This is a genomic window from Halolactibacillus miurensis, from assembly GCF_900116255.1.
GTDB classification, from domain to species: Bacteria; Bacillota; Bacilli; order Bacillales; family Amphibacillaceae; genus Halolactibacillus; species Halolactibacillus miurensis.
The window spans coordinates 1-19499 of record NZ_FPAI01000020.1 but is presented as its reverse complement, the minus strand read 5'-3'; the positions used below and the strand labels follow the sequence as shown (position 1 = coordinate 19499).

At 36.3% G+C, this 19499-nt stretch carries 23 protein-coding genes; 6 read left to right on the top strand and 17 right to left on the bottom strand.

The features are described 5' to 3' along the window. Positions 1-34: 34 nt before the first annotated feature. From BM390_RS11380 to BM390_RS11340, 10 genes are all read right to left on the bottom strand, one after another. On the bottom strand, positions 35-1576 hold the full coding sequence (locus BM390_RS11380; protein WP_062322437.1) for a flagellar hook-associated protein 2: 1542 nt from the start codon (positions 1574-1576) through the stop codon (positions 35-37). 14 nt (positions 1577-1590) lie between these two features. After that, the gene (flaG, locus tag BM390_RS11375) at positions 1591-1968 is read right to left on the bottom strand and encodes a flagellar protein FlaG (RefSeq protein WP_089854872.1); all 378 of its coding nucleotides are present in this window, start codon (positions 1966-1968) and stop codon (positions 1591-1593) included. A 190-nt stretch (positions 1969-2158) separates the two neighbouring features. Then, positions 2159-2839 carry an ABC transporter ATP-binding protein gene (locus BM390_RS11370; protein WP_062322441.1) on the bottom strand — a complete coding sequence of 227 codons (681 nt, stop codon included), beginning with the start codon at positions 2837-2839 and terminating at the stop codon, positions 2159-2161. Continuing rightward, a complete protein-coding gene (locus tag BM390_RS11365) occupies positions 2839-3933 on the bottom strand; it encodes an ABC transporter permease (protein ID WP_062322443.1) in 1095 nt (364 codons plus the stop codon). The genes BM390_RS11370 and BM390_RS11365 overlap by 1 nt, the downstream gene beginning before the upstream one ends. A gap of 175 nt (positions 3934-4108) precedes the next feature. After that, positions 4109-5023, bottom strand: coding sequence for a GGDEF domain-containing protein (locus BM390_RS11360; RefSeq protein ID WP_062322445.1), 915 nt, complete (start codon positions 5021-5023; stop codon positions 4109-4111). Positions 5024-5091: 68 nt separating this feature from the next. Then, entirely contained in the window at positions 5092-5760 is a 669-nt protein-coding gene (locus BM390_RS11355) for a cobalamin B12-binding domain-containing protein (protein ID WP_062322447.1), read from the bottom strand. A 247-nt stretch (positions 5761-6007) separates the two neighbouring features. Beyond that, positions 6008-6691 (bottom strand): zinc metallopeptidase, encoded by a 684-nt coding sequence (locus BM390_RS11350; RefSeq protein ID WP_062322449.1) that lies wholly within the window; start codon positions 6689-6691, stop codon positions 6008-6010. Then, the gene (locus BM390_RS15525) at positions 6691-6843 is read right to left on the bottom strand and encodes a hypothetical protein (RefSeq protein ID WP_156321399.1); all 153 of its coding nucleotides are present in this window, start codon (positions 6841-6843) and stop codon (positions 6691-6693) included. Before BM390_RS15525 ends, BM390_RS11350 begins: the two co-directional genes overlap by 1 nt. A 68-nt stretch (positions 6844-6911) precedes the next feature. Next, positions 6912-8231, bottom strand: a complete 1320-nt coding sequence (locus BM390_RS11345) for a sensor histidine kinase (protein WP_089854869.1) — start codon at positions 8229-8231, stop codon at positions 6912-6914. Next, positions 8228-8902: a response regulator transcription factor gene (locus tag BM390_RS11340; RefSeq protein ID WP_062322453.1), complete on the bottom strand. Its 675-nt coding sequence runs from the start codon at positions 8900-8902 to the stop codon at positions 8228-8230. The genes BM390_RS11345 and BM390_RS11340 overlap by 4 nt, the downstream gene beginning before the upstream one ends. A gap of 239 nt (positions 8903-9141) precedes the next feature. Here BM390_RS11340 and BM390_RS11335 point away from each other — a divergent pair, with 239 nt between their 5' ends. After that, on the top strand, positions 9142-9384 hold the full coding sequence (locus tag BM390_RS11335; RefSeq protein ID WP_062322455.1) for a hypothetical protein: 243 nt from the start codon (positions 9142-9144) through the stop codon (positions 9382-9384). A 103-nt stretch (positions 9385-9487) separates the two neighbouring features. Here the strand turns inward: BM390_RS11335 and BM390_RS11330 are convergent, their stop codons facing one another. The 3 genes from BM390_RS11330 to BM390_RS11320 all read right to left on the bottom strand — a co-directional run bounded on the left by BM390_RS11330 (position 9488) and on the right by BM390_RS11320 (position 12170). Next, entirely contained in the window at positions 9488-10138 is a 651-nt protein-coding gene (locus BM390_RS11330; RefSeq protein WP_062322457.1) for an SDR family oxidoreductase, read from the bottom strand. Positions 10139-10220: 82 nt separating this feature from the next. Further along, entirely contained in the window at positions 10221-11042 is an 822-nt protein-coding gene (locus BM390_RS11325) for an acyltransferase domain-containing protein (RefSeq protein ID WP_256212436.1), read from the bottom strand. A gap of 252 nt (positions 11043-11294) precedes the next feature. Beyond that, positions 11295-12170: a radical SAM/SPASM domain-containing protein gene (locus tag BM390_RS11320; RefSeq protein WP_062322461.1), complete on the bottom strand. Its 876-nt coding sequence runs from the start codon at positions 12168-12170 to the stop codon at positions 11295-11297. A 232-nt stretch (positions 12171-12402) separates the two neighbouring features. On the opposite strand from BM390_RS11320, the gene BM390_RS11315 reads away from it, so the two are divergent. Beyond that, a complete protein-coding gene (locus BM390_RS11315; protein ID WP_062322463.1) occupies positions 12403-13215 on the top strand; it encodes a Cof-type HAD-IIB family hydrolase in 813 nt (270 codons plus the stop codon). Between the two features lie 92 nt (positions 13216-13307). Here the strand turns inward: BM390_RS11315 and BM390_RS11310 are convergent, their stop codons facing one another. After that, the gene (locus tag BM390_RS11310; protein ID WP_089854866.1) at positions 13308-13943 is read right to left on the bottom strand and encodes an ECF transporter S component; all 636 of its coding nucleotides are present in this window, start codon (positions 13941-13943) and stop codon (positions 13308-13310) included. Positions 13944-14168: 225 nt separating this feature from the next. Here BM390_RS11310 and BM390_RS11305 point away from each other — a divergent pair, with 225 nt between their 5' ends. Next, a complete protein-coding gene (locus BM390_RS11305) occupies positions 14169-14354 on the top strand; it encodes a hypothetical protein (protein WP_062322466.1) in 186 nt (61 codons plus the stop codon). Between the two features lie 12 nt (positions 14355-14366). Further along, positions 14367-14621, top strand: coding sequence for a spore coat protein (locus BM390_RS11300; protein ID WP_089854863.1), 255 nt, complete (start codon positions 14367-14369; stop codon positions 14619-14621). Positions 14622-14702: 81 nt separating this feature from the next. Here the strand turns inward: BM390_RS11300 and BM390_RS11295 are convergent, their stop codons facing one another. The 3 genes from BM390_RS11295 to BM390_RS11285 all read right to left on the bottom strand — a co-directional run bounded on the left by BM390_RS11295 (position 14703) and on the right by BM390_RS11285 (position 17237). Further along, positions 14703-15380: a class I SAM-dependent methyltransferase gene (locus BM390_RS11295; RefSeq protein WP_143103174.1), complete on the bottom strand. Its 678-nt coding sequence runs from the start codon at positions 15378-15380 to the stop codon at positions 14703-14705. 210 nt (positions 15381-15590) lie between these two features. Next, the gene (locus tag BM390_RS11290; protein WP_062322467.1) at positions 15591-16181 is read right to left on the bottom strand and encodes a hypothetical protein; all 591 of its coding nucleotides are present in this window, start codon (positions 16179-16181) and stop codon (positions 15591-15593) included. Positions 16182-16229: 48 nt separating this feature from the next. Then, on the bottom strand, positions 16230-17237 hold the full coding sequence (locus BM390_RS11285; RefSeq protein ID WP_062322469.1) for a tetratricopeptide repeat protein: 1008 nt from the start codon (positions 17235-17237) through the stop codon (positions 16230-16232). 191 nt (positions 17238-17428) lie between these two features. Here BM390_RS11285 and BM390_RS11280 point away from each other — a divergent pair, with 191 nt between their 5' ends. Both BM390_RS11280 and BM390_RS11275 read left to right on the top strand, forming a co-directional pair. Beyond that, a complete protein-coding gene (locus BM390_RS11280) occupies positions 17429-18253 on the top strand; it encodes a cupin domain-containing protein (RefSeq protein WP_089854860.1) in 825 nt (274 codons plus the stop codon). Between the two features lie 460 nt (positions 18254-18713). Continuing rightward, positions 18714-19403 carry a restriction endonuclease gene (locus BM390_RS11275; protein WP_062322473.1) on the top strand — a complete coding sequence of 230 codons (690 nt, stop codon included), beginning with the start codon at positions 18714-18716 and terminating at the stop codon, positions 19401-19403. Positions 19404-19499: the final 96 nt, after the last annotated feature.

Genomic DNA, 19499 nt, shown 5'->3' with positions numbered 1-19499 from the left:
AATTATGACATCCTCTCTATTTAAAACCTTTAACTTACTGTTGTCCACCCGACATTTGTGAGTACAAGAAGTTTGATTGCTCATTCATTTTTTGAATGGCTTTTTCCATCGCGGTAAACTGACTCCAGTAACGATCTTCTACTTGAACAAGACGACGATTGAAGTTATCAATTCGTGTGTTCATATTTTGTAACTCACGACCAAGGGCATATTGTTGAATCTGGCTCGTCGAGCGACCAGCTTTATCATTGATTCGATTCGCTGTTTGGTCAATCGCATCATTTAACTTATTAAAGATTCCACGATCAGCTCCATCACTACTATTTGTAAAGAGTTGATCGACTGACGTTGGATCATCTCTTAGGGCCGCTCGTAATTTATCTTCATCAATCTCTAATTTACCACCGTCCATATAATTACGGGTTGTGCTAATACCAATAGATGATAAGTGTTTAAAGCTACCTTCAGAGTCAACAGACCCTGTCCACGCTTGGCGCATACTTGATAACCCATCCATTAAAATCCGATCACTTTTTAGTAAACCACTACGTGCTTTTTCTTCCCATAACTCAATCTCACGCTCACTCATTGATTCCATTTCTTCAGCAGTCAGTGGGTCGTAATCTTTGTAACGTTCTTCACGTGTCTTACTAGTGATTTCATCCACTAAAGAATTATATTGATCAACAAACTTAACAATATTATCAAACGCCGTATCTGTATCATCACTAATATTCACATAAGCTGGCGTATCATTAGTGACATTGTTAAAGGTAAAGGTAATGCCATTCAATGTCGTTTGGTTCGTTTTAGATGTTAATTCAACACCGTTGTATTTGAAGGTGGCGTCGGTGCCTCCTTGTTCACCAGCGTATGCCGGATCAGTATTACTGGATCGCATATCAAATAATTGTGCCATAAATGAAGTATCTTCAAACTGTATTTCGGCACCTTCTTGATGATTCCCGGCCTCTACACTCTCTAAAATTATCTTATCTTGGCCCACATCATAAAATGCACGTACACCGTTGTCATCATTCGTGATTTTTGTTAATAGACTTTCGAGTGTCGTGTCATCTGTTACTTTGTATTCGAAATTTTCTTCTTGCTTAGCGGTTTTAAAACTAATGACTGGATCTTCACCATTTTCGATAAAAGCTGCTAGAGCTGAATTACCAAATTCCCCATCGGCGATTTGTGATTTAATCGTCGCAAAAGCATCAATCTCTTTACCTTCAGCTGATAAAGTATTTTGACTGACATTAATTGCTGATGTCGCGAGTTCTGTTACTTCCATTTTATAGCTACCATTAGATGCACTCGATGCTGCCGTTGCCGTTACCGCATTATTTGATGTTGATGTTTGTTTTGACATTAACGAACTAGATAAACGCATCTTTAATAATGCATCATCTAATTCTTTAAGTTTTACGTTAAAATCCCGATAAGAATCTCGTGTCCACTCAAGACGTGTTTTATCTGCTTCTACACGGTTAAGTGGTATCCGCTCTGCACTCATTAAATCTTTGACCATTTGGTCTATATCCATACCTGATGCGAATCCTGAAATACGCATAAAATCACCTTCTCTTATATTTTTTCATCGACAAGAAAACCCATAAACTCTGCCATTTGCGCGTACATATCAAGCATTTTTTCTGGTGGAATTTCTCGTACAAGTTCTTTTGTTTCTCTATCAACTAATTTGACGTAATAGCGATCTAATTTATCATGTAATTCAAACTGAATCGTTGTGTTTGAAGGTTCTAAGAACTTATTCATACCTTCAACCATGCTTTCCATTTCAGCTCTTTCTAAAGGTTTCTGTTCTTTATGTTTTGTCTGTTTAGCTGTCTCTTGATGTGTACTTGTCTCAATCACAAATGATTGTTCAACATGACGTGTTTGATGATTTTCGTTAGGTTGAACAGTATGTGGATGATTCGATTGTAATCGACTGACTTCCATTGATATGTCAACTCCTTTTTATTAGCTGTCATACATATGTATGCAGATTTTTCTATACATCCTTAACTCATTTAACTACACGAACGCTTCTCTACCATTATATCGACAATCGTTTGGAAATCTTAAATAACTCATAATAACAAAATGATACGAAAAGAAAAGATGAGAGCATAGCCCTCATCCGTTTGTCTTACTTATCTTCAATTAGGTGATGGTCTTTCATGCGAAAGACCCGGTCACAGTAGGTGAGTAAACTTTCATCGTGTGTCACCATAATCGCTGCTTTACTTTTTGCTTTTACTTCTTGTTTAATAAGTGAAACAATTTCATGACTACGGGATTCATCAAGACTCGCTGTTGGTTCATCCGCAAGGATGAGAGCCGGATCATTCATAAAGGCTCTTGCGACGGCTACCCGCTGTTTTTCTCCACCAGATAATTGATGGGGATAATGTTTGCGCCTTTTTTCTAACCCTACATCCGTAAGGAGTGCTTTTGCGCGCGCTTTTCGTTGTTTTTTATCCATTTTATTTAACTTTGCGACTAAGTCTAATTGATCTTCAGCATGAAGATATGGTAATAGTTCCGCTGTCTGAAAGATAAATCCGATATCATTCAGTCTGACATCACTTCTTTGGCCTTCATCTAAGTTTTTAACGGTTTTACCGTTTATCAATACATCCCCATCATCCGTTGTAAGGAGTGCCCCAATAATCGAAAGGAGTGTACTTTTACCAGAACCTGAAGGACCGACAATCGCTACAAATTCACCTTTCTTAATGGAGAAATCAATATTTTGTAATACATCGATATACGTCTCACCATCTTTAAAGCGTTTATTAATCTGTTTAACTTCTAATGGTAATGTCATTATTCAGCTCCTCCCATCGCTTGTTGCGGATCAACTTTTACAATCCGACGGCTAGATAATAGTGCTCCCAATATTGAAACTAAAAACATTGATAAGCTGTATAAAGAAATAGTCGTGATATTAAAATCAAACGGCATGCCTTCTGGTAGTATAAACGTTACCCCATACGTAAATAACACAGCTAATGCTAAACTAAACAGAGACAGAATAACAACTTGCATCAACGTTGAACCAATCAGGAACTGATTCTTTGCTCCAATCGCTTTTAAGATACCAAACTGTTTTAACTTCTGAATAGTAATGATGTAGAAAAAAGCGGCTAAAACAAAGACAGATATGACAATCAGGAAGAAAATCATCATATTTAATGACATCTGTTCTGAAGAGTGTCCAGGCACCGCATCAATAACCTCTGTCTTATCTACCCAGACACCTTCTGATAATACGTTGTCAATCGAAGCTTTAAGAGCATCGTTATCTTCAAATATAACGACAGTATTGGCCACCCGATTAGGGCTGATTTCTTCCGCGTAAAATGCCGCTTCTGAAACATAGACAACAGGTGTATGACGATACGTCTGATCTTCCGTAAAACCAACAACGGTAAAGGTTAGATCTGTTTCTTCATCATAAAGTGTATCGTTTAATTCCACACCATCTGCTTGCATGGTTTGGTCAACAATGATCGTCAAGTCTTCATCATTCGTTAATGCTTCTCCCTCTATCACCCCTGGGTAAAGTTTTGAGTTTGTATCTACCGGAATCATCGTAGCTCCTAGCTTCTCATCTTCTTTACCATCATGAACGAAACGAACTGGATGTGTAATAAGTGGTTGCCAACCTTCTTCAGTTGGCACCTCTTCCAGTAAGTCTTCAATAAGAAAGCCTGACTGATCTAATTCATTTTCACTGTCTGCACTCACATAAAACTCTGTTCCTTCTGACTCTACTAACATGGCGATGTTTTGGTCAGATAACCCTCTAGCTAATCCACTTACAACTAAAACGAGTGAGGCAATTAAAAATAAGATTAACGCAATTAAACCGTACTTAACTTTAGAAAAGCGCATATCTTTAATGGCTAAATGAAACATGTTGTGTCCCCCTCTAATATTGATATTTGTGCTTTATTGAACAATGATCCAATAAGAGTATTTTAACCTTTCGGTTTAAAAAACGCAATTAATCACTATCGGTTCTCAATCTTAAAAAAATCCCCGCAATAGCAAAAAACAATTATCTACACTATTTAAGATAGATGATTGCTTTTTATCTATAACTGTCTCGATTCTTTTTGACTTCCCTTTTATGTTGATACATTCTCATATCCGCTTCACGTAACATGCGGTCTACCATAACTTTATTTGCTAAATCGTCTTTTATGTCACTTTCAATACGCACCATACCATATGAGAGTGTGACGATATCTGTTTGTTGCTTGAACGCTTGATTGATTTTTTCTAAGTTGTGACGAATGTCAGTCTCACTTTTATCTAGTGACACAACGACAAACTCATCCCCGCCAAAGCGAAATCCCTTATGACAATGCTCTTTTATCATATCCGCAAAACTTATTAAGAGTGTATCCCCAGCCTTATGTCCAAATTCATCATTGATTCGTTTAAAATCATTGAAATCCACCATAATAAGTGTCACAACTTTCCAGGCTACCTCTTGTACTAACTTTTCAAGGTATTCATAAAAATACTGACGATTATACAGTTTCGTTAACGGATCTGTAATACTCGCTATTTTTAATTCGTTCACTTTAATCTTTAATTCCATTTCTAAGCTAAGTTTTTCTTCAAATAAACGTGTCAATTCTGAATTAGCATCTAACATGTTTTCAACCATCTTACCGTATTGATCAGGGTAAGGGACAAAAATCAACCAATATCCTCGTTCTGTCTTTACATATTTCAAAAAATAAGCGACTGCCTCTTCTTGTTTAGCTAACTTCATATAAATATCAGTCGTCCCTATTGATTTATCTTCCATTAAAATGTTAATTAGTCGCTTTTTCGAATAACTGTCTACGCTTTCAAAGATCGTTGTCTGATTAAGCGTAACTTTAATGTCTTTTCCGAATAAGTGTAAAATCTCACCGTTTGTATTCACAAGAACACCCGTCACACCTACATCACTTATGGCTTCTAAAAAGCCATCTTGCACTCGTTCTACCATTAGCTACACCACCTAATATCCGCATATTTATATTTTGAATGTCTATTTATCAACATTTTTCAAATAAGTTACGATGTCTTCTTTTTCACAAAACTTTTCCCTTCTTCTAACCAACCACTTAAATCTTTAATTGTTTTAAAGTAATAATCATAGAAAACATGCCTAAGTAACGTTTCATCTCGATGAAACGCGTATCCCCCGACGATAATCACTGGACGTGTTAACGGATCTAATCTTTTTAACGTCTCACTTAATTCTACTGCTTTATCAATATGTTCTGACATCGTAACTGAATAAGCAACAACGTCAACACCAAGTGTTTCAATTCGTTCAATAATATCGCTATTAGGCACATTCGGGCCAAAATCGAATGTTTGAATTTGATACACATTAAACAGATTTTTTATCATTTGAATGCCTAAATAATGCGTATTCGATTCAATAGAAAATACAACCGCCTTTTTTCCTTCAAGTGTAAAAGTCTTGATTGACTCTGCACTGATTTGTGTTAAAACGAACTGAGTAATCGCTGTTGCTGCATGCTCTTGTGCAATGGAAATATCATTCGTTTCCCACAAGTCACCAATACTGTACATCGCATCCGCAATGACCGTATACACATCAATTAATGAGTATTGATTATTTAACGCTGCTTTGATGACGTCATAAGCTTCTCGTGTATGGCCATTCAGTAGAGCGTCAGTATAATTTTCTTTTACCGCTTGTATTGTGGGCATTTTCTTCACCTTCTTCTCTAAACACTCTTTCTATTATCTCTTATGTACCTAGGGTTTTTAATCATCATAGTAAAAGTGTCGTATTATTTAAAACTATTCCCTTTTAGCTCATCGATAAAACGATAGCACTATGTAAGTATAGAATATACGAATCACAACTATGACTTCAGTCATGGAAAATGTAATTAAAACAGTAAAACACTCCAGAAGATCAATCTTGCATCATCTGGAGTGTTCTAAAAATCATTTAATCATCTCTACCTGCAAAAATCATGACGAATTTAAGTAATTGTAAAACAGCAATGGCGGCTGAAGCGACATAGGTTAATGCTGCCGCATTAAGCACCTTACCAACCCCTACTTTTTCTTGCGGAGAGACGAAGTTTAATTCCTCTAACTCAACTTTCGCACGGTGAGACGCATCATACTCTACGGGTAACGTCACCAGTTGAAACAACACCGCAGCTGAGAATAAGCCGATACCAACACCAATCAGCGGCTCAAAAGTAAAGAAACCAAGTATCAATAACCATGGTGCCATTCTAGATCCGATATTTGCCGCTGGAAATAGGGCTGAACGAAACTTCAACATACTATAGCTTTCCGCATGCTGGATCGCATGACCAACCTCGTGCGCCGCAATGGATAATGAAGAAACGGAAGCACCGCTATAAACAGGACCAGATAATCTGACTGTTTTTGAGCGGGGATCATAATGGTCTGATAAGTCACCACGATTTGACCGTTCAATTGTCACATCGTATAAGCCGTGCTTATCTAAAATGGCTCGCGCCACTTGAACACCTGTTAATTGAGCCGATGCCTGAACACGGCTATATTTATGAAAGTTTCCTTTTACTTTTGACTGTGCCCACATCGCAATACCAAAAGCGATGAAAATTAAAAAGTCCATTGGATGGAAGAAAAACATTAGTTGTCACGTCCCTTTGTTGTTTTATTGTAAGTTACAATGTCAGCTTTTACGCCTAATTTTTTTAATTGATGCATCAACCGCTCTAACTTTGATGGTTGTAATGTAAAGCCTCTTATCAAGTGAGTCTGTTGAATTGTATCGTCACACATTCCTCATTCATCCTCTCTTTGTTTCTAAAGATAGTATACCGATTGAATGTGAACTGAATATGAACTCATTAATATTTTTTTAATCTCACAAAAAAAGTTGTGCCTTGATTTTGATCACTCACGACTTGGACATCACCGCCATGTAAGTGAATGATTTTTTTGACAATGGCTAGACCAAGTCCACTACCCGCATTTTTTTCTGTTCTGGCATCATCAACTTTGTAAAAGCGATCAAAAATATAGGGTAGCTTATCTTTTGGAATGCCGCATCCGGTATCATGGATGCGAATCACGCGACGATCATGTTCTAAATAATAGTTAATATCGATTGAGCCACCAGGATCAGTAAACTTAATCGCATTCGTTATTAAATTAATCCAGACTAACTCCATAAGATCTTCATCTAATTCCAAACTCAACGGTTCTAAATCAACATGGACCGATAAATCTTTTTCTTGCCATAACGGAGCTGTCGTAAGGACAATGGACCGAATCTGTTCATCCAGTCGATACGTTTGTTTGTTTAACGTAAAATGGTCATCATCCAGACGTTGGAGTTTTAACAAATGTGTCGACAAACGTGAGAGACGATCCGCTTCTTGATAAATAATCGCTAAATATTTCGCCTCATCCTCCGGATCAATCACGCCATCTTGAATTGCCTTTGTATAGCCTTTAATCGAGGTGAGTGGTGACTGGATTTCATGAGATACGTTGGAAACAAACACTTTTCTTGATTCATCTGTTGATTTAAGTGTCTGAATCATGTCGTCAAACGAATGCATCAATTGACCAATTTCATCTTCTCTTTCTGTCTTTAAGTCAACATCAAAGTTTCCACGTGTCACTTCTTTTGCAGCGACGGTTAACTTTTTAATACTATTCACAAAGTAGCGTGAGGCAAATAAGATAAAGACACTTCCGATAACTAATACAAACAACAGCGTTCGAATCATCACTTGGCGCCGATTCGCTAAATCATCAGATAAATCAATATCAACCTTCAACACTTCTTTCGCTTCACGATCAAACATTAAATACATCGCTTGCGTTAAATTTTTGGTGTCCTTTATTAAGTAATTATCGTTTTCTTGTTGAGTGAGCAATTGATTCATTTCTCGTTCGGTTAATTCATTTGATAAATCAGTTATTTTTAGCAAGGTGGCATCTATTCCTAAGTCTGTTAAAATCGGCATGATTTTTTCTTTTTCCTCATCACCGGCTAATTTATAGACATGAATAATACCTTGCCTCACTTCAATTAATTCTTCATAGTATTCATCAGCGTCTCCAGCAATTCTTGTTGTAATATAGTATGACAGAATTAAACTACCTAATACACCGATAAGAAAAGTTAAGACGAACTTCCAATAGAGATGTTCTCTCATGGTGCTTCAACCTTTAATTGATAACCAAGCCCTCTAACTGTCACAATCTCAAATGCATGAAGGTTATGCATTTTCTCTCTTAAGCGTTTAATATGAACATCCACGGTTCGTTCATCACCTTCATAATCATATCCCCAGACTTTATCAAGTAATTGTTGTCGCGTTAAAATTCGTCCTTTCTCTTCTGCCAAAGTAAAAAGCAACGCCATTTCTTTTTTCTTTAGCTGAATAACAGCCTGTTCTGTCGTGACGGTCAATTGTTCTAAATCTAGCGTCGTCTTGTTAATCTCTAGCTTTTTATCATGCAGGACATGATGTCTTTTGAGTAAAGCTTTCACCCGTAAGACAAGTTCAATTGGGTCAAACGGTTTCACTAAATAATCATCTGTCCCCGCTTCAAAACCTATCACTTTATCATCTGACTCACCTTTGGCCGTCACTAATAAAATAGGTAGGTCACTGAATATACGTATTGATTCAACGAGTTCTATTCCATTCACTCGAGGCATCATCACATCAATGACCGCAAGGTCAATCCGATTCTTTTCAAGTTGGTCGAGTGCCTCTTCACCATCACACGCTTCAACCACAACAAAATTTTCTTTTTCTAAATATAATCGAATCAATTGTCTAATATGACGATCATCATCGGCCACAAGAATCGTTATCATGCTAAAAATTCCTTCCTTCACTTTCAAAATCGTATCATTGACTTGTTTGTATACTTTTTTAGTGTTGCACATAACCTAGTATAGCGGATACTCTTTCAACCTGTCACTTAAAAACAATCACTCATCTTTCATCGCAAAAATGAATGAATGTCATACAAAGAAAGTATGACTGAGACACTAAACATCCGCACTTGTTTGTGCTACACTAATAACGACTAAAAATTAAGGGGGCATTTCTTTTGGGAACTGACTTGGCACCGAAGGGAAAATCTTGTCGAATAGTAACAACAAAAGTATTGGAAGATGATATTGCGATTGCTTGTCTTGATCATGATAAAGGCTTTATCTATTTTAATCTTTCTGAGATTGACAACCAACCTCAAAACATTAAAAACTATGTCACGCCGCTGATTGACCAAATCAAAGCCGGTGACTTTGAAACACCACTTGTCGATATGAATGATGAAGAAGTTTGTTGCTAGGAAACGTAACTTTCATATAAACAGATAAAAGCATGCGCCTGTAAATGGCACATGCTTTTATCTGTTTATTTTAATGCAAATACATAGCATTTAAACAGCTTTATTAAACGCTTTTTAATGCTTCTTTGATTGGTGTCTTTCCACCAATCACTTGAAACTCTCGTCCGATTAAATGATCGTTTTGAACCGTTTCAACAAGAATGGTCGCGATGTCTTCTCTCGGTACTTCACCGGCATCTACTGTTTCTTTTATATGAACTTCTCCGGTTCCTTGATCATTTGTCAGTCGACCTGGATGAACAATTGTATAATCTAATCCACTTCTTCGTAGCCAATCATCCGCAAAGTGTTTTGCTACCACGTAAGGTTTGAATCCTTCAGGTGCTGACTGAATCGCGTCACGTGTCGTGTCAAAGGAGCTGACCATCACGTAACGCTTGACCCCTGCTTGTTTTGCGGCTTCGATTGTCTTAACTGCCCCGTCTAAATCAATGGTCATCGTTTTATCTGCTCCGGTATTAGGACCAGAACCCGCCGCAAAAATGACCGCATCAATATCTTGATAGACGCGTTTAATACTTGGAATATCGTCTTCTAAATCAACACAAACGGCATCAATACCTCGTTGTAATAATGCTTTTTGTTGGTCTTCTTTTCTCACCATCGCTCTGACAGAGACACCTGGTGCGTCGTGTAAGTGATCAACAACGTGCTGACCAACTTGTCCGTTTGCTCCTACTACTAATACTTTCATCGAATCATCCTTTCTAAAAATATTACATTTTTTTAAATAGTTATAATAGTTTAAGGTGCATTTTTTACTGATAGATAAAAAATTATAAAATATCTTTAATGGAAGAAATATGCCCTTTAGCGATACCGAATTTTTCACCTAATAATAAATGTTGCTTTAAATTTCTTTGGAGTGATGTGTCTTCAGGTAAAGATTCTTTGTTCCCTTTATAACCTGGATATATCCAATCCATATACCAAGTTTCGTCATAACGAATGTCATCAACAGTGAAAAGGTTCTGAAAGAAGACGAGATTACTCTCTTTATTAATTAAATTAGCGATTTCCGGCATTAACATCCACGTATTACAGGTGAGGGGAGTGTTCTTCCACTCAGGGAAATAGTCTTGCTGGAATTCTATGAATTCACGTAATGACGTGATGATAGCGTTAGGATTTAGATTAGCGTCAGAAGGTATATGGATAGCGATTTCTTTTTCTTCACCTTCAATAAACTCATATTCTAAAGAACCTATGCGGAATTCTTTAAGTGCTATTTGTCTTGGAAACCACCACGCCCAAATGAACTTATAAGTATTAAAAGTCTCATAATGTTCATGAAGAAAGCGAGTACAAAACTTCATCGTAGCTATAAATATATCTAGTGGAATGAATCGGTTGATATATTCATAATATGAATAGGCCCTTACGATATACAATAATTCCCACAGAACACCAATGCCATCGTTATCATTTACAAGTAACTTTTCGAGGTCAGAAATCCCCTCATCCCATGTCTTCGGATTTAGAATCTTATTTCTAATCGACAGAGGAATGGTTATATCTCTTCTCTCTTTATAATCTAGCAACAAATTTGCTACCTCATTAGGTAACTCCATAAGTTGATATAACTCATACTCTGTCATTTCTCTCATGTATAATGATTTTAAAAGTCATAATCATACTTCCTTTCTTTTGATATGTAATCGCCATTCATATGCACAAGTATTTTGTTTTTTAAATACAAGACCAGTACATTTTATAAAACTAAAACTTACCATTCTATTTAAAAAAGAAGTAAATTTACACGTCTCAGAGTCATATTATAATTTTATCTTTCTCCCTAAAGTCATCCCCTAATATGTACTATTACCTTTATCGAAAGGATTAAAACATCCTTACCCGAAGCGTTTACGATACCCACACTTACGGCATAGCTCTTCAACGGCTTCGCGCCTTGAGAAACCATCAATAATATTTGTGCTACGCTCATTTGTGATAATGTCCCCAAATGACGTGTCATCTACATTACCTAAGTTAATCACGCCTTCTCCATCTAAACAACAAGGAATCACGGTCCCGTCTGTTAAAATACCGACTTGATTACGTAAACCGTGACAAAAACCAACCCCATCATCTTCCTCTTCGTCAAGTGATGGCCAAGTAAATTGATAGTCTTGATTTAAATAAACCCCTTCTGCGAGTTTAACCCCCTGTGTCGGCGATAACCGGTCAATTAAAGGCTCAGTCACGTTAAATGTCTCTTCAAGGCGACGGAGAATATTGGCGTTAGACTGGCGGATTGCCTCTGTTTCTTCATCTTTTTTTAAGTTCCAAAGCCGAAACGAGACAATGGTCTCACTTGTTTCTTTTAACGTTTTCACAAACGTTAAAATATCCTCTAAATACTTGTCACCATCAATCTTAAATGGTTGACCTTCAAAGCTATGGAGGGAAAAGTTAAGCTGTCTGAGTGCCGGCTGATCAAACAAATGTTGTTGTTTCTTTTTAATCAATGTGCCATTAGTCGTTATATTGACTTTAAAACCGAACTGATGACTGAGTTGTAATAACTCATGTAGTTTGGAATGTAGTAAGGGTTCACCTTTCACATGGAAATTCAAATAGTCCGTGTAGGGTCTTATTTCTTCTAATCGTTGTTTAAATATATCTGGGGTAATAAACGCTTTTGGACGTAATGTTTCAGGACAAAACGTACACGCTAAATTACACACACTGGTAATTTCTAAGTAAAACTTTTTAAACCGTGGCAATGACATCATCCTATTCTTTTATATGTTCGTTATTATCTGTTTTATAATACCTGTCTATCTAACATGTTGGTTCCTATCCATTATAAGCGATTTAGCTTAATGGTACACGTTCATTTTGTGAACAATTGGGCTCTAATCTGTTGATAGACTCTACCATTCATGATGAGTTTCTAGTAGAATGAAACTTATCAACGATAAAGGGGGATGCCGCTTATTTAGGGCGAATAACACAATGACTTATAAAATGATTGTATTAGATTTAGATGACACCTTACTAAGAGATGACCACACGATTTCACCACGAACAAAAGAGATGCTATTTAAATCGCAAGATGCTGGCGTTAAAGTCGTGCTTGCGTCTGGACGACCGACTTATGCGATGCGTGCGTTAGGTGATGAGTTACGTCTGGCTGATTACGGTAGTTACTTATTATCATTTAACGGGGGACGGATCACAAACTGTCAAACGAATGAAGATACCTTCTCTAGTACGTTAACTTTAGACGATGTACGTTTCTTAAAAGACTTAAGTGACAAAGAACACGTCTTTATTCATACGTATGTTGGTGACAACATTATTACGGACAAAAATAATAAATATACAACAATCGAAGCTGACATTACGGGTCTACCGATCACGGAAGTCGATGATTTTGTAAAATCTGTACCAGAACCTCCGGTAAAAGTATTGATGGTGGAAGACCCAGAAATATTAAAACCGTTAGAAAAGAAATTGCAGCAAGAACTATCTGAGCGTTTCAGTGTGCTTCGTTCAAAACCTTATTTCTTAGAATTCACAGAAAAAGGTGTCACAAAAGGCACAACGCTTGATCACTTAATTAAACAATTAGGGATCAAGCGGGAAGAAGTGATTGCGATTGGGGATAGTTATAACGACCAATCCATGATTGAATTTGCCGGTCTTGGTGTGGCGATGGGGAATGCACCTGACGACATTAAAGCGATCAGTGACTACGTGACGACTTCCAATATGGAAGACGGTGTTGCTCACGTTGTCGAAAAGTTCATTTTTGATGAAGATTAAAAATTCCCATAACCTTTAAAAATATACTAAAGTGCCACTTAACTCTTAAATCGTTCAATGAGTTAAGTGGCACTTTTTTATTCCAGGTTTATTCATTTTGATTTCGATTGGTCTGAAATTTTAAGTAATGGTGGTACGACCGTCATCACAATAAATGCCGCAACAATCGCCTCTCCAATACCATTGGACAAAAAGACAGTAAAGACAGCGACAATGACCCCACTGACAGATGAGACATCAATCGCTTGTGCATACGCATCATAAAAGACAACCGCAATCGCGCCCATGACTAGAAAGGTGTGAATAATCGTTGTGACAAGTCCTGTTAAAAATAGGCTTGTTTTTTCTTTTATTTTCTTTAGTGTAATGAGCCTATTAAAGCCTTTCACAAAGAAGTACGGAAGGATGCCAATAATGACCCGTGGCAAAATCGCCACCACGAGCGCCATGAAACTCCCCCGATCGGTTCCTAGCACCGGAATAGCTGGTGAGAAGGCAAATGATAGAAGTGTCGGTGCCAGCGTGTTATTAATGACACTTGTTGTCCCGAATGCTAGACCTAAAAATGCGCCAATCTTAGGTCCAAGGATAATAGAACCAATGATGACCGGAATATGGATCAAGGTCGCTTTAATCACACCTAAATGAATAAAACCAATCGGTGTAAAGGCAAAAAGTAAAATAATAGATAGAAAAATAGCGGTTAATGTAAATTGTTTAATGTTCATGTTGTTCACCTCTTTATAAAAACTCGTTGTCCCTTTAGATTTGACAGTTGTCTTGACTAGAGACGTCCTTTACTTATTTTAATGGAATTTGAAAATTAATCAACTCTTTATTGAAACAAAATCTTCATATTTGATCATTCCGAACTTTTCCTTTTTCTTATCTTATATTCCATGTATGTTTTTTTAAAATTAGCTCACATTAAACAGCAGAAAGGAGGCGTTATGATGACACAATTAACAACGCTAGAGGTTGAACATTTACGACACTTGATAGGTGGGCACGGAATGATTGTAAAAAAATTGAACAGTTATGCGGAAAGTTGCAGTGATCCCACACTAAAAACGTTATTAGAAAATGATGCAAATGCCGCAAGTCAAGCACAGCAAACACTACTCTCATTTTTAGGATAGGAGGAAAAAAACATGTTGCAAGATAAAGAAATCGTCAATGATTATTTATCAGGGATTAATGCCAGTCTTACTGGTTATGCGACTGTCATCACAGAAACAAATCACCCTGACTTAAGACAAACCATTATTGAGTTAAGAAATCAAGATGAGGTAAGACAGCGTCATCTGTATGAGTATGCGTTAGAACATCAATTTTATACCCCTGCAGCTCCAGCACCAGGTGATATTATCCAATCAACGAAAAGCGAACTAACATCACAAGGTTGATTCGAATGAATAAATGCCTCAGAAGAGTAAAAAACTCTTCCTGAGGCGTTTAAATATATATTATTTAGTTTTTCTAAAAATCTATACCTTCTTTCTTTTTAAAATTAAATGGCTGAAGAATGCTATGTCTTGATACTCTCTAACCTCTGAAACTTTCAACTCCATCTCAATCATTTTTCTTTGCCATTCTAAATCCTTTTGTATCTCTTGATTTTGTTGTAAATCCCAAAAAGTTCTAAGTCCCATCTTTTTATCAATCTTTAAATGATTACACCATTTTTCTATATCTGTATCGTCATAGTAATGAATTAGATCCGCACTTTCTGTCTTTCCATTCTCACCTTTTAAAAGCTTTTCTGCATGCTCAAAATCATTTAGTAAAACTACCATTTGCATTACTCTTCCAGGTACATTATGCTTTATGATTGATATAAAACCATCACTTTTTAATAACCTTGAAAATTCCTTAATGATATCTTTTCTTTCACGAGCATATTCAAAGACATTATGACAAATAATAACGTCGAAGAATTGATTTTCAAATTGTTTTAGACTTTTAATATCACCACAAATTTGAGTATAGGCGTTATCACAATACCTATTATTAATAGTTTCTTCACATGGCTCAATAGCTACAACATCATTATGTATTGCTAAATGATTGGCAGTAATGCCAAGCCCACTTCCGAAGTCTAATATTTTTTTCCCTTTTATATCACCTAACTGTACCCATGTGATTTTTTTGCTAACCGTTCCCAAGGTTGTAACTCAAATAAATCCACACTTTCACCTATCCTTCATTTTATTTTAATTGTTTAATATTTAGTTGACATGATGATGTTATCATATTAGCTTCATAGTCCAATATGTCTAAATCACAACATCACCATGAACCCTTAATTTTCGCTATCTATTAACATTTATCTATTAATTTTTCAAAAAAATTAATAGGCAAGATGTCTGTTCTAATTAATATAAGCCATTTAGAAATAATGTGTCGTCTTCAAAAATATCTAGAAAACTAATCTGTCCATCACCCGTCACATGGGCCCGGCCTGTTACTTTGCCTTGTTGGTCATCACCGTCATCTACATGAACGGTAAAATGATAATCACCTTCTGCTTCTTGTTTTTCAATCGTGATATTACTGATGTTTAAGTCAATGTCATTATAATAGGCAAAGACTGGATAGGAGAGTAAATATCTTACTATATATTCATCATAATAGCTATCGGTTAGAAGCATGCGATAATGCCCATCTAAATATTGATTAAGCGGTGTATCATTTGTTAAATCAATGTTTCCATTATCATTAATCATAATGTGACTATCAGGTGATTCTAACGCTTGAATCAGCGCCTCCTCAGCTGTTGAAAACTGGATAGTGAGTAATTCTCTTAAAGCTCTTTCACGGCCATCCGCTTTATCTACATCTAATAATCTCAGCATAATATAGCCACCTAGTATTATAAAAATGGCAATGATTGAAAGTAATACGGTCTGTGACGTCGTTCTCTTGGTTGATTGATTTTCTTGTGAGTCTTTGTTTAAAACTGTCATCACTAAGTCTCCTCTCTCAAATTAATACTTGAAACGGTCACTGAGTTATTACGACAATTTTTCTATCGCTGTTAGTCGCTCTTTTGCCTGTCGATCTCCTTTTAGTGCAGCGAGGCGATACCAATACTTAGCCTTTTTTAAATTGACTGGTGTCCCAATCCCATTTTCATAACAATGTCCTAAATTATATTCACCATATGAATCACCACGATCGGCCGCCATTTGATACCAGGCAAGTGCATCCGTACTCTTACCCAACTCAATTGCTTCATGGCCTAATCTATTCGCCGCAAAGTCATCACCGTGACGCGCCGATTCAATAAACCATGCTCTTGATACAACAGGATCTATCGCTGTACCGACGCCATTCTCATACATATAACCTAGTGTATACATCGCTTCTGGTACGCTTTTATCAGCGGCTTGTTTAAAAATCATAAGCGCCTTTTCTTCATCTTTCTCTACGTACTCACCCCGTAAGTACATATCAGCATAATTATTTAAGGCATCACCATGTCCTAATTCAGCCGCTCTCTTATAGTTAAGAAATGTTTGTTCAAGATCATGTTGCACAACTTGACCGACAAAATACTCATTTCCTAGCCAGTAATAAGCATCAGCATTGCCAAGCTCAGCTGCATGTTTAAACCAGTCAAATGCCCATTGATCACGGTCAATCGATTTATAAAAATGAGCGAGGGCTACTTGTGCATCCGCATGACCATTTACTGCTTGTTGGTACAAGGCTATCGCCTCTTCTTCTTGATTATCACTTAAAAAAAGATCGACTGATCCATTTGTTGGGTTTAACATTTCTAAAAGGACGATAGTCAAATCACGAACAAGTATCTCGGTATATTGTTTTTCAAATGTCTCAACGCTCATCAATTGTGTATACAAAACATAAATATCATACGCCAGCTCTTCTCGGGAAGTCAAACAGGTTGTTAAAATAGCTTGCATATCTTTAATAAAATGATCGCTTACAGTTAAAGATTCAAGTAGCTCTGCCGCCTTTGTGTAACCCTTTTTTAGTAGTGTTTGTTGTAAGTCCATAAATAACACCTTTCTTATCGAAATGTAATTAAAGTATCGCATAATTCATGAGTAAATAGAAGTGAATTTAACGACATGCTCTATTACTTGTTTAATTAAATCCACAATATTCATATTTCAAATGCGCAAAATATTATCATATGCATATGATAATTTAGAAACGTTAATGAAATGATGAAAGGATTGAGAACATGTCTTATTTCCCTTATACGTACGGACAGTCTTATCACCCCCCCTATAACGCTTATGCAGGCACACATTCATATGAAAGAACATCTGTTTATCCGAGGTATCCATATCCCGTAACAGACAACACTGGTCATTATAATAGCTATTTAATTGATGGTTATAGAAATATGAGATTAACGGATTATGGACCAAATCCATTCGTGATAGATATCAATCAAGCGACCAGACAAAATCAAACATTTCGGACCACTTTATGGACTGGTGAGCACCTTCAAGTAACGTTGATGAGTATCGGTGTTGGTGAGGATATTGGTTTAGAAATGCATCCAAATGTTGATCAGTTTTTACGAGTGGAACAAGGATTTGGAGTAGTTGAGATGGGTAGCAGTAAAAATACGATGGACTTTAGGAGAACGATTCAAGACGATTCTGCCATTATTATACCTGCCGGCACTTGGCATAATATTATCAATATAGGTAATAGTCCTCTAAGATTATATTCAATTTATGCGCCACCTAATCACCCATTTAATACGGTTCACCCAACAAAGCAAGATGCAATGGAGAAAGAGCACCATCACAGCCACCACAATGGTACAATATTCGGCAAAACACCCGATGAATGGATCATGCACACGCAGTTTTTAGTAGAAGAAGGATTAGAGGATTATAAAAAAGGTGTAAACATGACCCACATACTTCAAGAATTTATCCTAATGGGCGTTCTTGTTGGAAAAGGATTTTCTCCTGAAAAAGCTTATGAAATGGTGGAAGAATGGGAGCGAACAGGGGAATCGAAACTGCTTCAACAAAGTAAACAAATGTAGTTAGAGCTCCGAGAAATGATTAAGTTTAAAACTTATAGTAGCTTCTTATGCCAGTCATTCATACTAATTAGCTAACCCCATGAATGATTACCTTAGTTACGTAAATTATTTTAATTAAATCCTATCATCACACAAATATCTGATTTTACAAATAGAATAACTTTAATTCCATTATGATAACAATATTTTATCAATATCTTCTCTAATCACTATAAAAAAGAAATATAGTTCATTCTCTGTATAATACTTACAAATTAATGAGGTATATGCTAAACTATGAATATCAAATACAAAGACATGATTGTTAATTTAACGAATGTAGTGATGATAGAAAATCATACGACATTAGCAAGAAGTAGTCTAGATTAAGTAATAATACCGTTAACCTCTCTCATTTTGAGAGGTTAACTAAAGTACACGATAATTATGTAAATTACAATCAAACACAAAGGAGTAGAAAATGACAAAGAAACAAGTTAGAGATCTTAAAAGCATACTGACATTTATATTTATTACTATTGGTTTTTTTCTTTATGAACCGTTAAAAGACACTATTGATCCGGCTATTTATATCTTCGGAGGGTTATTGCTTGCGGTATTTCTAGGGCATGGTATCGGTTCACTTATTCCTGTAAAGAAATCAAAGCGTAAAACAAAAAAAAAAGCCACAACCTCTAAGACGGTGAGTAAAAAATCAACAAAGAACACTCCTAAAAAGAATCACAATCAATTAAGAGCTAAAAAAGAAATATTAACTCTTCCGTTTGAGAAGCTAACATGGCGTGAATTTGAAAGACTCTGCTATTACTACTTTGAAGCTAAAGGTCAAAAACCTGAAGAAACAAAAGAAGGAGCTGACGGTGGTATTGATTTAATAATATGGAGCGAGAAAGATCAAGCGAGAGAAGCAGTCCAAATTAAAAAGTATACTAAACAGCAAGTAGACGTTAAAATCATTAGAGAATTGAATACAGCAAAGAAAAATCACAACTGTATACTTGCACGACTTATTACAACATCAGACATCACAACTGCAGCAATGCGTGAAGCCGGAGACAATAGAATTACTACAAACGATAAATATTGGGTAGAGAACAAGTTACTAACATGGCGTGATCAAGAAGCGAAACGTTTAAAGCATATAAAATAACGGTTCTTTGTCAAATCGTGTTGGTGAGAAGTTTTAACCAATAATTTCAATCTTATATTTCACATGTTTCGGCTCTTTTTATGCAGCTGAAACATG